A 13,309-nucleotide genomic window follows, 5' to 3' on the forward strand; every position below is an offset into this window, starting at 1 on the left:
GTGCCTCGTTCGTCGCTGCCGCCGCGCTACTCGCTGCCAAGCACCGGAGCGGTCGTCGGGAAATCCGGGTACTTGAGCTGCTTGTCCTTCTCCTTGCCGATCAGGCCGAGCCGCACGAACACCCGGGCCACGCCGCCGGTCGTACCGGCCCGCTCCAGCCAGCCGCCGGCGGGATCGGGGATCGTGAACACGACGAGCTGGAGGATGTTGGCGGCGGCGTCCTCCTTCTTCAGCTCCGCCTCCTCCATGGAGTGCGTGTGCATCGCGATGAGCCGGAGGAGCGCCCAGGGGCCGCTCGCCTCGAAGGTCGCTGTCCGCTCCTTCGCGGCCGCGCCGGCGTTCTGCTCGGCCGAGGGGATGTCGGGGCTGTTCTTCGCCCACCGGAGCGTGAGCTGGACCGGGTCGCCGAGCCGCCATGTGGCGGTCGGCTTCGGCCCGCCCAGGAACAGCCGCTCCTCGGCGATCCGCAGGCTCCACTCGGCGATCTGGTTGCCTGCCACCTCGCGCGCCTGGTTGACGCGGAAGGCGGTCGTGACGTCGAAGGAGCCGTCCATCGTCGCGTCCCCCTGCGCCCACATCGGCGCGAGGAACTCGCGCACCTTCTCGATGCGGTCGAGGAAGCGCACGACGTCGCGGGCGGCGGCTCCGCCGCGCAGCGACAGCACGGGCCGGAAGCGCTTCCGGAAGTCGCTGGCGTTCTGAAGGAAGAGCCGGACGTCGTCGGGGTTCGCGTCCTCCCGTTCGACGCCCGGCTCGAGCCGCGCGAAGGGGAAGCGGTCCGCGAGCGAGCGGTGGAACGCGCGCCGCAGGCTCGGGTATTTCGTGCGGATGTCCTCTTCGGCGAGCGTGGCGCACCGATCGCGGAGCAGGACGAGGATGCGCCGGCGCCGCCTGGCGAAGTAGTCGTCGGAGCGCACGTCGACCGGCACGCGCTCGATCTGCGCGATGCAGTTCTCGAACGTGATCGTGGGCAGGTCGTTGAGGAGGAAGCGCTCCAGGGCGGCGACGCTGTTGCCGGCCTTCTTCCCCTCGTAATCGCGGAGCGCCCCGACGACGCGTTGCCACGGCGCCATGCCGCTGACCGACTGGGCGTCGGCCGCGACCTCGGCGCTCTCCAGCAAGCCGAGGACGGGCTCGGCGAGCGCACGGGTCAAGGCGTCGGCCCGGCCCCGCTGCGCGACCGCGTACTCCGCGAGCTGCGCCCCGTCGCCGTCGGCGAGGCCGAACGCCTCGAACGCGGGGCTGCGCTCGCCGCTCCACCAGAGGAACGTCCCGTTCTTGACCTCGTAGAGCCCGTCCGCCTCGAGCGTCCGGCTGGCGAGGGTGAGCAGGTACGCGCCCTGGCCGCGCGCGAGCGCGCGGACGCGATCGCGCACCTCCTCCAGGCCGAGGCGCCCCGCGGCCGCCAGGATCTCCCGGAGCGGCTCGCTCGCGAGCGCGAGGCTGGCGACATCGGCGCGCACCGTCTCGACGCGGCGCGACTCGCTCGGAGGGGGGGCCATCTCCCGGCGCGCGGCCTTGCCGACCGCGGCGAGGACGTTGTCCCGCAGGTTGCGCAGGGCGAGCTCCCCGAGCGTGCCCCGCACCCGCTCCGGGAACCCCTTGAGCCCCTCCTCCTGCGCGAACGCCTCGTACTCCTTGAGGCGCTTCACGCCCTCCTTGAGCTCCTCGACGTTCCAGCTCAGGCGCGCGTCGTCGAGGGTCGCCGGCAGCGGATCCACGATGTCGACGGGCGCCATGAAGCGCTGGCGGAGGAGCGCGGCCGAAGGCTCCTTGAGGGCGGCGACGAAGGGCGAGAGCTGGAGCTGCACCACGCCCTCCTTGCGCACGAGCAGCGGCCCGGAGAGCGCGGTCTCCGCGCCCCCCAGGTAGCTCTTCAGGAGCAAGAGCCGCCCCTCGCCGTCGTCTTTCACCAGGCCGTAGGCCGGATCGCCGAGCAGCTTCGACGTGCGCACCGCCGCGAGCAGGCGATCGAGCGCTGCGTTCGGCGGGAGCTTGTCGGCCGCGACCCAGGAGAGGGTGGGGGCGGCGAGCCGCGCCTCCGTGCGCGAGATCGCGTCGCGCAAGGCGACGAGGCTCCCGGTCCGGTACTCGGGGCCGCCGCGCTCGAGCTCCGCCAGCCCCCGGACGAGCGCGTCGACGTCAGCGCGCAGCGCGGCCTCGTCGAGCGTCCGCGAGATGCGCTGGTAGAGCTGGGTGAAGAGGCGATCAGACCGGGCGCGCGCCGGATCGCGGTACGCGTCGAGGCCGAAGGGCGCGAGGGGCGGGACGGCGAGGAGCGCGCGCCGCTGGTAGGCCGTCGTGCGCGCGGGCGGGAGCCGGTGCTGCAGGACGGATTCGGCCAGATCGGCCACGCTCTGGACGCGCGCCTCGCCGGCCTCGGTCGTGGGCTCCTTCGGCGGTCCGGCCACGAGCGCCTCGAAGCGGGCCACCTGCCCCTCGAACGCGGCAACCTCACGCAGCCAGGCCTCGAGCGCGACGTACTCCGGCGTGCGCTCCAGCGTCGCCGCGGCGATCTCCGCGCCCGCGGGGGGCAGCGCGGGGGGCTCCCCGAACAGCGGGCTCGTCTTCGCGTGGAGGCCGACGCGGAAGGCGTCGAGGATCACCCGCTCGTAGGCGCTCGCGATCGCCTGCTCGATCCGCGCGTCGATGCCGCTCAGCCACGATCCGGGTACGAGCGTGGAGCGGAGCCGCGTGCTCTCGATCGCGCTCAGCCCCTGGAGCAGGCGGACGGAGCGCTCCGCGCGCACCGCGCCCGAGGGGTCGGCGCTGGGGTCCTCGAGCTTCATATGGCGCAGGCTCGCTGCCAGGTCGCTCAGGAAGGGGAGCAGCGACGCGGCGTGGCGCTCCAGGCGGTTGCTCTCGAGGCCGAGGAAGATGCTGTAGAGGAGCGCGAGCGCGACGGTGGCGATCCTCAGCGCCCGCACGACGCGCTGCCGGCGCTGCAGCGTGAGGCGGGTCGGGCGCGCCAGGCAGGCCTCGGCGATCACCTTCCTCTCGAGGAGATCCCGCGCGAAGAGCACCCGTTGCCCGGCCGGCCTCTCCGGCGGCGGCTCGGGCTGCGCGGTCTCGGGCTGCGCTGGCGGTTCCAGGCCGATCCAGGACAGGCTCCGGACGGCGACGGGCTCACCGCCATCGTTCGGCCGGAGGAGGTCCTCCAGCGACCGCTTCAGGGGCTCGCGCAGCGCGAGGAGCGCGTCAGGAAAGAGGAAGTACGCCTCGACGCCCGTCGCGAACGGCCGGTCCGCCGCGAGGCGGCGCGCCTGCATCACGGAGAGCGCCGCGCCGACGCTGCCGAGCGCCTCATCGACGAGGCCGGCGCCGCTCTCGACCCAGGCGGCGCCCGGCTGCGCCCAGCCGAACGTCGCCTGGCGGAGATCGGCGTCGAGCTCCTGCGCGAAGCGGTCGAACCCGGCGAGCCGGTCGCTCTGCGTGATCGCGAGGTGGACGGGGACCTGCATCCCGAGGTGCTGCTGCGCCTCGTCGAGCCGCTGGCGCAGGAGGGAGGCCTCCTTTCGCTGGGCCGGCGCCGCGCCGTCGCTGTCGAGCAAGTCGCGGGCGGACAGCGCAAGGAGGATCCCGTCGACGGGCCGCTCGGATCGCGTGTTCCGCATCGCCTCGAGGACGGCGCGGAAGCCGGACGCGCGCGGCGCTCCGCCGCCCTGCGGCTCGCTCGCGAGGAGCCGCCCGGCCGGCTCCACGAACATCGCCCGCTCGGAGAGCCACACCTGGCAGGTCGATGGGTCGCCCAGCGCGCGCGCGGTCGTCCCGGGGCGCGGCGTGAGCCCGGCGCCGGCGAGCAGCGTGGATTTGCCGGCGCCGGTGGCGCCGAGCACGAGGAAGCACGGGACCTCGTCGGGCGACGCCCTGAGCGCGGCGCGCGCGGCGGCGAAGAGCCGCGCCATCTCGTGATCGAGATCGTCGGCCGGCGCGGCGCTGGCTGCGCGGCGCTTGCGCCGCGCGCGGAGGAAGAGCGCCAGCCCGACGAGCGCGGCGGCGAGCAGCGCGAGGGCGATCGCGAGAGGCCACCTCACGGCGCGCCCTCGATCCCGTCGAGCGTTTCGACGACGTCAGCGACGCGGTACGACCAGACGATCTGTGCGGCGGCGATCAGGCAGAGCGCGACGATGGCGAGCGGCAGGGTGCCGTTGCGCAGCGACGGCAGCCGGCTCCGCGACGAGCCCCCCAGGGTGTGCGCGTGGGCCTGGGGGCAGAGCTCGGTGAGCCCCGTGCCCAGGGTGGGATCGACGCGCTGGAGGTGGAGCGCCAGCTCCTGCCGGTACCGCTCGGGCCTGTCGCGCAGGCCGAGCGCGCGGTATTTGCCCTGGAAGCCGAGCGCGAGGGCGGCGAGGTAGACGAGCAGGAGCGCGGAGGGGGCCGCGTCGTGCCCGGCGAGCACGTCGTCGAGCTTGCGGAAGATGCGCTCGCCGGAGACGTAGGTGTGAAAGATGTGCGCCTCCAGCGGGCGCTCCGCCCATGCGTACCGCCCGTCCCACTCGGCCTGGAGGAGGACCTCATCGGCCATGGCGGCCATCACGTACTGGGCGTCGTCATAGGCCCGGAGCTCGTGCTTGGTGAGCTTGCGGCCGAGCAAGACCGCCTGGGTCTCCAGGAAGTCGACGAGGCGCTGCCGCACCGTCTCGATGCCTGGCGCGAGCCCTCCGTGGGCGAGGGTGACGAGCTGTCGCTGCCGCGCGACCTCGGCATAAAAGGCGTGGAATGCGTCGAGCAGCAGCGTGCTCCCCGCGAGCGTCTGCACGGGGCTTCCGTGGAGAGGAGCCAGGGCCTCCTGTCGCGGCGTCGCCACGGTGGCTGCAGATCCTGCCGTCATGCTCGCTCGTCGGTCGCTTTCACGTAGAGGACGAGCTCTGCAGGCCCGGCGGCGGCGGAGGGATCTCCCGTGTTGAAGATGAGGAGCGGCTCGCCGAGATCGAAGTAGGGGCTCGACGGCTCGAGCTCGAAGAGCACGGTCCCTGCGGGCGCGATCAGATCGCCGTGGCGATCGACGCGCTTGCGTCCGGCGCCGAGCACGCGGCTCTGCTGCATCTCGCGCGCGCGGCGCGCCGAGCCAATGAGCGAGCCCTCGATCCAGCTCACGACGTCCTTCTCCGGCGCTCCGCGGCGGCCGCGCGCGGCGATGAGCACGGGCCGCCCGGCGAAGCGCCGCTGGAACTCCACGAGATAGCGCCCCTCGCCGAAGTCGAACGGGTGCGCCGTGAACGACTCCAGGATGCCCTCGTCGACGAGGCGGAAGATGTGATCGCGCGCGGTGCTGAAGGTGGTCCGCAGATCGTCGTGCTGGTAGGCGGGCAGCACGGGTGGGACCGGCATGCGGGCGAGGGCGGAGAGGTGGCCGACGAGGGCGGAGAGGGCGAGGTAGAGGGCATAGGGATGAGACCTCCCCGTGCCGAGCACGACCTCGAAGGGCGGCAAGGCGGTGACGAGCGCGTGGATTTGCCGGCGCAGCTCCTCGAGCACGTCGCGCTCCTTGCTGCGGGAGTGCGCGCTGATCCTGTCGGCGAGTCGCAGCGCCTTTTCTCGCAGCCGCGCGGCGATCTGGCCGCACATCGTGCCGAGCGGGGAGGTGAGGGGGACGGACATGCTCGGCGGCAGGTAGTCGGTGCGCACGAACGCCTCGCCTTCGCGCCGCAGCTCCGCGATGGGCAGGCACACGAAGCGGGCCGGCGGCGCCGCTGCGACGAGCAGGCGCGCCACCGGGACGAGGCGCGGAATCGGGAGCGGCTCCTCTCCCGTGTTGTCGTCCGGGACCGGCGCTCCTTCGATCGAGCGATAGCGAGCGAGATCGCCTCCGGTCGCGGCGCCGCCGAGGTGCTCCTTGGGAACGGCGAGATACGCGGTGAGGGGGCCTGACGTGAGCTCGGCGGCGTGAGGCTTGAGGTCGACCTGGAGCTCGGGATCGCGCGGGGTATGATGGACGACGAGGTGATCGGGGAGCACGGCCTCGACCTCGAGGAGGCGCAGCGTGCCGCTCGCGAGCAGCCCAGCGTCGATCTCGAGGTGATGGACCCCGTAATGGAACGGGTGGAGTTGCCCGAGGTGGTAATCGAGGAGCCGCTCCGAGCGCCGTGCGGCCTCCTGGAAGTGCTGCGGCGAGAGCAGCATGCCGTCGTGCCACTGGACGGCGGCGGGCACTTCCGCGGCGCGCCTCATGCCCGAGCTCTCCTCGCCAGGCGGGGCTGTCCGGCAGCGGGGCTGCCCGTGGCGCGGCGCGTCGGGAGCTTGCCCGCGATCATCGGTTTTGCTCCAGGGCTTCGAGGGTCGTCACGGAGAAGTCCTCGTCGCGCAGCTCGATCCGGAGCCGCTGGTGGGGACCGAGGCGGATGCGGTGGGGCCCGGGCGCGCGGTAATTGGCGAACACGAGCGGCTTCGCGTTTCGGGGGATCTCCACCACGACGGGAGGCGGCGTGTACCCTGGCACGAACTCCCATTCCCACTCCGTGAACGCGTCACCGCCTGGGAAATCACGCCGGAGCTGATCCCTTTGCTCGTACCACTGCTTCGCCGACATCTCGGCAAGGCGCTCGAACAGTTTCGCGTCATAGACAGCCAGGAGCGTGACAGGGATCGGAGAGTTCTGGTTCGCCAGAGCGGCGATGCGGACCTCGAGAAGCAGGCGGGTAGCGATCATCCCGCCCCCGCAACCCACGAGCGCGCAGGCCGCCAGCAGGGCCCCGAGGGTGCGGCGGAGCGATATCCGGCACCCCCGGACGCCGGTCGGGTACGGCATGGAAGCGATGGTAACTGTGGGCGCGCGGCGCATGGAAAAAAACTGCAGAGTCCGGCGGCGCGGCCGATGTGGGGGCGGTGCTTGTACGATTGCTGTGATGAGTCATCAGAGCCACGTAAACGACACGGAGCCGGCTGGCTCGGTACTGCGCGCGCGGAATGCTTCAGGGACACTGGCGCCCAGTCCGAGACACGAAAGGCCTCTTCTTGTCGAGATGTTCAGGCGTGCAGGGCGGGTGCGGCGTGGCCGGGGTCTTTAGGAGCGGAAGACCTCGGAGGGGCTCGCAAGAGAGGAGACGGGCTCGGTCTCGCCGTCCACGAGCGGGCGGCGGCGGATTTCGTGACCGCACCGTGTACTCGTGTGACCGCGCACTATTCCGTTGGCCCGCGCCAGAGACCCCAAGTAGGATGCACAGGGGGCCTGGTTGTGGAAGAGATGCCGGCCGCGCAGGACGGGTGCGGGGGCGCCATGACCTTCTGGCCACCTTGATGGAGCACCCGAGATGTCCGCTTCGATCCGCGCAGGGTCCGCCCGTATCCTTTCTTCATCTCGTTGCTCTCTCCGTCGCCGGTCTGGCATCCGAGCCGCCGCGGTCCTGCTGGGGGGCGCGCTGCTGGCGTCGACCGCGCCCGCCGGCGCGAGTGAGCCCGACCAGCTCTTCGAGAAAGGGATGGCAGACCTTCAGGCCGGTCGTCACGACGCGGCGTGTCCTCTGCTTCGCAAGAGCTATCGGCTAGAGAAGCGGCCGCGGACGCTGTTTCATCTTGCCGAGTGCGAGGAGCGGGCGGGGCGCATCGCTACCGCGGCGCTGCACTACGATGAATACCTCGACGCGATCGAGCGCCTGTCCCCTCCGGAGCAGCAGGACGAGGCGGCGCGGCAGAAGCTCGCGCTGGAGCGACGGGAGCGGCTCGACGCCGACATCCCCCGGGTGACGTTCCGACTTCCGGAGACGGCGCCGAAGGGGACGAGGGTGACGCGGTCGTCGAAGGCGAGCCCGGACGCGGTGCCGGTGGTGCTCGGGGTCCCGGTGCCGGTCGATCCGGGAGAGCAGTGGGTGAGGACCGAGCCGCCCGGGGGGCCGCCGCGGGACAGGCGGTTCTTCGTGAACCGGAAAGAGCGCCAGACGATCGAGCTGACGGTGGCGCAGCCCGGGGATGAGGCGAAGACGGTGCGTTATAGCCGGCCGATCGAGCCTGTGCCGGTGTTGCTCCCTCCATCCATCGACGACGGGATGTCAGGACGCCGGCTCGGCATGTACATCGCGGGGGGCGTGGGATTGGCAGGGGTCGTTGCCGGATCCATCGCAGGCTGGGTGACGTTGAGCCAGAAGGAGACCATCGCGGAGAACTGCCGCGATAGCTTCTGCAACAAGACGGGGGAGGAAGCGATCCAGACGGCGGCGGTCGCGAGTCCTATAAGCACCGCAAGCTTCGGGGTCGGCCTGGGCGCGCTCGGGGTGGCGGTGGTGTTGCTTCTGACGGAGCCGGAGCCTGCACGCGTGGGTCAGGTACCACGGCGTCGCCTGGGGGCCGCGGCGGACCCGGAGCTATGGGCAGGGGGCAGTGCGCGCGAGGCTGTCGCCGGGGTGAGGTGGGTATGGTGATGCGCGGGTCTGGGTGGGGAGCGAGCGCGGGTGGGGCACGGCGCCGCGTGGGTAGGGGGCCGAGCATGCCGGCGGGCCTCGTGCTCTTCGCGCTCTGGGTGCTCGCGACGGTCGCCAGCTGCGCCGACCTCCTGGGCGTCGACACGGAGAGCGAGCACAACCCGTGCAACGATTCCAACGCGGATGAGCTCCCTCCCGTCTCGTGCCATGAGGGCCGAGGGATCTGCTGGGTGCTGCTCGACGCGTGCGACGATCTCGGGCTACCCGCCACCTGTCCACCGCTCGAACCGAAGCCCAGCGATACGTGCAACGACAATTTCGATAACGACTGTGACGGCGCCATCGATGAGGATGATTGCGCCTGCGAGAAGGGGGCGGAGAAGCTGTGCTACCCCGCGTCGCAGGACACCCTGGGCCAGGGGAGAGGTCTCTGTCGCGAGGGGACCCAGCCCTGCCAGAACGGCGTCTGGGGACAGTGCGCGGGGGCCATCATCCCGACGTCCGAGCTCTGCGACCAGCTGGACAACGACTGTGACGGCGAGGTCGATGAGGGGTGCGCCTGCAACGACGGTGATGAGCAGTTCTGCTACAGAGGGCCGGAAAACACGCTCGGCCATGATCCGTGCAACTATGGCCGGCAGCACTGCAACGAGGGTCGCTGGGGGGACTGCAAGGATGATGTCCTCCCCAGCCTGGAGCGCTGCGACAACCTGGACAACGACTGCGATGGCGTGACCGACGACCTGCCCGGCGTCGGGTTGCCTTGCGAGACGGGGCTCTCTGCCCGGTGCAGCGAAGGTACCACCCAGTGCGACGCCGAGGATGGCAGCATCCGATGCCTGCCCAAGGCGACGAGCGACGCTGAGCTGTGCAACGGAGAGGATGACAACTGCGACGGGCAAGTCGACGATGGCCCCTTTTGCTGCCCGGACAACACGCTGAACGGCAACGAGAGCGACATCGACTGCGGCGGCTCGTGCCTCGAGAAGTGCGAGGTCGGCGAGATGTGCCGGGATGACGTCGACTGCAAGACGTCCATCTGCGCGGGGACGCGGTGCCAGCCGAAGAAGGGGCTCGGTGAGCCCTGCGACGCGGACGTGAAGTGCGAGAGCACTCACTGCGTCGACGGTGTGTGCTGCGACGCTGAGTGCTCCGCTCTCTGCTATGCGTGCACGACGTCTCTGCGGGGCATCGGACAAGACGGTGTCTGCGGGCCGATCGCGTCCGATCGGGACCCGGACGAAGAGTGCAACTCCCAGGCACCGGCGACGTGCGGCAACACGGGCTTCTGCAACGGTGCTGGCGCCTGCCAGCAGCACCCGGCGACGACTGCGTGCAGGGAGGCGACCTGCAGCGCCGACGGCATCACGCTGGAGCTCGCGGACACGTGCAATGGGAGCGGGTCGTGCGTGGACCGGGGCAACCAGAGCTGCGCTCCCTTCACTTGCAGAGGGGACGCGTGCACCGACCAGCTTCGCGCTGGGGAGCCGTGCACGTCGGCCTCCGAGTGCGCGGACGGCTACTGCGTGGACGGCGTGTGCTGCCAGACGGCGTGCGGTAATGGCAGCTCGGGCGACTGCCAGGCGTGCAACGTCGCCGGCCACCTGGGAACCTGCTCTGCCAGCCCGGTCGGGGCGGTCTGCCGCGGGGCCACGGACGTTTGCGACGTCGCCGAGCTGTGTGACGGCGCCAGCACGGTGTGCCCTGCGGACGGTGTGCGTGACGCGGGCATCGTGTGCCGCTCGAGCACGGGGGACTGCGATGTCGCCGAGGCGTGCAACGGGGTGACGAAGGCGTGCCCCGCCGAGGCATTCAGGCCGAGCGGAACGGTGTGCCGCAGCGCGGCGGGCGACTGCGATCTGGCGGAGGTGTGCACCGGCACGGACGCGGTGTGCCCGAGCGATGTGTTCAGATCGAGCACGACCGTGTGCCGCGCGTCTGCCGGGGGCTGTGACCTGCCGGAGATGTGCAGCGGCCTGAGCGCGGCGTGCCCGAGCGACACGATGTTGCCCGGCGGTACCGTGTGCCGGGAGGCGGCGGGCGACTGCGATCTTGCGGAGACGTGCAGCGGCACGAACCCGGTCTGTCCGGGTGATCAGAGGAGGGCGAGCGGGACGGTGTGCCGTGAGGCAGGGCCGGGTGGCTGTGACGTGGAGGAGCGGTGCAACGGGACCAGCACCGCGTGTCCGGGCGACGCGGTGAGGTTGGCCGGCACGGTATGCCGTGTGGCCGCGGGTATCTGCGATGTGGCAGAGACCTGTGACGGGTCGAGCGCCGCGTGTCCGGGGGATGCGCGCGTGCCGAGCGGAACGGTGTGCCGCGCGGCGGCGGGCATTTGCGATATGGCGGAGACCTGCGATGGGGCGGCTGCTGCGTGTCCGAACGACGCGCGGGCGCCGAGCGGCACGGTGTGCCGCGCAGCGGCGGGCGACTGCGATCTCGCGGAGAGCTGTGATGGGACGAGCGCGGTGTGTCCGGGCGACGCGCGCGTGCCGGGCGGCACGGTGTGCCGCGCGGCGGCGGGCGATTGCGATGTGGCGGAGACCTGCAACGGGACGGCTGCCGCGTGCCCGAACGACGCGCTGGTGCGGAGCGGAACGCTGTGCCGCGCGGCGGCGGGCTCGTGCGATCTCGCGGAGAGCTGTGACGGGTCGAGCGCCGCGTGTCCGGGCGACGCGCGTGTGCCGAGCGGAACGGTGTGCCGCTCGGCGGGGGGCGATTGCGATGTGGCGGAGAGCTGTGACGGGTCGAGCGCCGCGTGTCCGGGCGACGCGCGTGTGCCGAGCGGAACGGTGTGCCGCGCGGCGGCGGGCGATTGCGATGTGGCGGAGACCTGCAATGGGACGGCTGCTGCGTGCCCGAACGACGCGCGGGCGCCGAGCGGAACGGTATGCCGCGCGGCGGCGGGCGATTGCGATGTGGCGGAGACCTGCAACGGGTCGGCTGCTGCGTGCCCGGGCGACGCGCTGGCGCGAAGCGGAACGGTGTGCCGCTCGGCGGGGGGCGATTGCGATGTGGCGGAGGCCTGCAACGGGTCGGTAGCTGCGTGCCCGGGCGACGCGCGGGAGCCGAGCGGAACGGTGTGCCGCGCGGCGGTGGGCGATTGCGATGTGGCGGAGACCTGCAACGGGTCGGCTGCTGCGTGCCCGGGCGACGCGCGAGCGCCGAGCGGAACGGTGTGCCGCGCGGCGGCGGGCGATTGCGATGTGGCGGAGACCTGCAACGGGTCGGCTGCTGCGTGCCCGGGCGACGCGCGAGCGCCGAGCGGCACGGTGTGCCGCGCGGCGGCGGGCGATTGCGATGTGGCGGAGACCTGCAACGGGTCGGCTGCTGCGTGCCCGGGCGACGCGCGAGCGCCGAGCGGCACGGTGTGCCGCGCGGCGGCGGGCGATTGCGATGTGGCGGAGACCTGCAACGGGTCGGCTGCTGCGTGCCCGGGCGACGCGCGAGCGCCGAGCGGCACGGTGTGCCGCTCGGCGGTGGGCGATTGCGATGTGGCGGAGACCTGCAACGGGTCGGCTGCTGCGTGCCCGAACGACGCGCTGGCGCGAAGCGGAACGGTGTGCCGCGCGGCGGCGGGCGAGTGCGACGTGGACGAGCAGTGCTCCGGCATGTCAGCAGCCTGCCCGGCGGAGACCGAGCCATGCGGTCTCTACGACTGTGTGAGTGACGCCTGTCTGATGAGCTGCACGGACGACTCGCAATGCGTCGCCGGAGCCTTCTGCACGGGAAATCTGATGACTCCCGGCACATGCCAGGCGCACACCGTGGTGTTGCTTGGCGGCGCGAGCGAGATCCTCGGCGCCCACTTCCATCCCGGAGAAGGCTGGCAGACCGCGACGATCGCCGGTGTGCAGACGGCGAGCCCCGTGGCGGTGGCGATGGACCTGGAGGGAGGGATCGGGCTGGTTCGTGGCAGTTCGGGTGCGAGCAGCAACAAGCTACGGTACACGCGATGGGACTACACAGAACAGGAGTGGACCCCCTTCGCGGCGGTGATCGGCACCGACCCCGACATCCTGGCCTGGCCGGCGCTCGGCTCCGGCGCAAGCGCCATCCATGCAGCGTACCTGATGGACACGTCGATGGACGATCAGCATCGGTACATCGGCTTCTCCGGCGATGCATGGGGCTCCTTCGCCGAGCCGGTGGATGTTGCGAGCGTATCGGTGTTGGCGCCTGATATCGCGGTGCTACCGTCGGACCATCCAGCGGTGGTCTATACGCGTCGCCTGGTTGCCGGCTCCTCGTTCACTCAGGAACTTCGGGTCAGCGAAAGGACCGCCGCTACCACATGGACACTGGAACCCGTGCTCAGCACGGACGTCTCAGGGGACGTGCCGTCCTCGATCATCGCCTTCCGCGGCGGGAGCGGGGCCGATCTGCTGGTGGTCTTCGTCGACTCGGCGGGGGGAATCTACTGGCGGAGGCGGACGGGAGCGACGACGTGGAGCCCGTCGACGCGGATTGGCACGCACACGACGAGTCACCAGGTCTCGCTCGCCGCTCTTGATGGGGGGCTTGCAGTAGTGGCTTATCGGTCGAGCTCCAGCGCGACAGCGGGAACGTTGTTCACGCGCTTCTTCAACCCGAGCGGCAATGGCAGCTGGTCGGCGGCGACGCAGCCCGTCAGCGGCATCCGCATCGTGGGCTCTCCGGCGCTGGCCCGCGGCGTGGGTGCCGACACCTCGGCAGCGGCCTCCGTGGAGCTCGCTTACGTGCTCGACTCGACTGGCGGTGGCACCGGCACATCCGGTGGCATTCGTCACACGCGGTGCACCGCAATGACCTCCGGCGCCTGCAGCAGCTGGACCTCCGCCGTCGGGGTCGGCGCCGGCACGGGCTTCAGCTCCGTCGCCATCGCCAGCATGCCCTGAGCTCGAGCGGCGCCCGCGTAGCTGCGCGCCCGCAGCGCGGCCCCTTCCGCGCGGGGGGAGGTATTGCCATGCCCGCAC

Annotated in this window: 6 protein-coding genes; 2 read left to right on the forward strand and 4 right to left on the reverse strand. The window is 71.6% G+C overall.

What is annotated here, in order from left to right; translation table 11 throughout:
* Positions 1–26: 26 nt before the first annotated feature.
* The 4 genes from WME79_RS50250 to WME79_RS50265 form a co-directional block, all read right to left on the reverse strand.
* Positions 27–4,034, reverse strand: a complete 4,008-nt coding sequence (locus tag WME79_RS50250; protein ID WP_437530585.1) for a type VI secretion system protein — start codon at positions 4,032–4,034, stop codon at positions 27–29.
* Entirely contained in the window at positions 4,031–4,831 is an 801-nt protein-coding gene (locus tag WME79_RS50255; protein ID WP_437530588.1) for a DotU family type IV/VI secretion system protein, read from the reverse strand. Before WME79_RS50255 ends, WME79_RS50250 begins: the two co-directional genes overlap by 4 nt.
* Positions 4,828–6,171 (reverse strand): type VI secretion system baseplate subunit TssK, encoded by a 1,344-nt coding sequence (tssK, locus tag WME79_RS50260; RefSeq protein ID WP_437530590.1) that lies wholly within the window; start codon positions 6,169–6,171, stop codon positions 4,828–4,830. The genes WME79_RS50255 and tssK overlap by 4 nt, the downstream gene beginning before the upstream one ends.
* Before the next feature lie 79 nt (positions 6,172–6,250).
* Positions 6,251–6,748 (reverse strand): type VI secretion protein, encoded by a 498-nt coding sequence (locus WME79_RS50265; RefSeq protein ID WP_437530593.1) that lies wholly within the window; start codon positions 6,746–6,748, stop codon positions 6,251–6,253.
* Between the two features lie 670 nt (positions 6,749–7,418).
* Between WME79_RS50265 and WME79_RS50270 the strand changes: the two genes are divergently transcribed.
* Together WME79_RS50270 and WME79_RS50275 are read left to right on the forward strand one after the other, a co-directional pair.
* Complete coding sequence (locus WME79_RS50270) at positions 7,419–8,354, forward strand: hypothetical protein (protein WP_437530595.1); 936 nt, start codon at positions 7,419–7,421, stop codon at positions 8,352–8,354.
* A 65-nt stretch (positions 8,355–8,419) separates the two neighbouring features.
* Positions 8,420–13,231, forward strand: a complete 4,812-nt coding sequence (locus WME79_RS50275) for a hypothetical protein (protein WP_437530597.1) — start codon at positions 8,420–8,422, stop codon at positions 13,229–13,231.
* The last annotated feature ends 78 nt before the right edge of the window (positions 13,232–13,309 follow it).

The sequence above is a fragment of the Sorangium sp. So ce726 genome (assembly GCF_051521405.1).
Classification (GTDB): domain Bacteria; phylum Myxococcota_A; class Polyangia; order Polyangiales; family Polyangiaceae; genus Sorangium.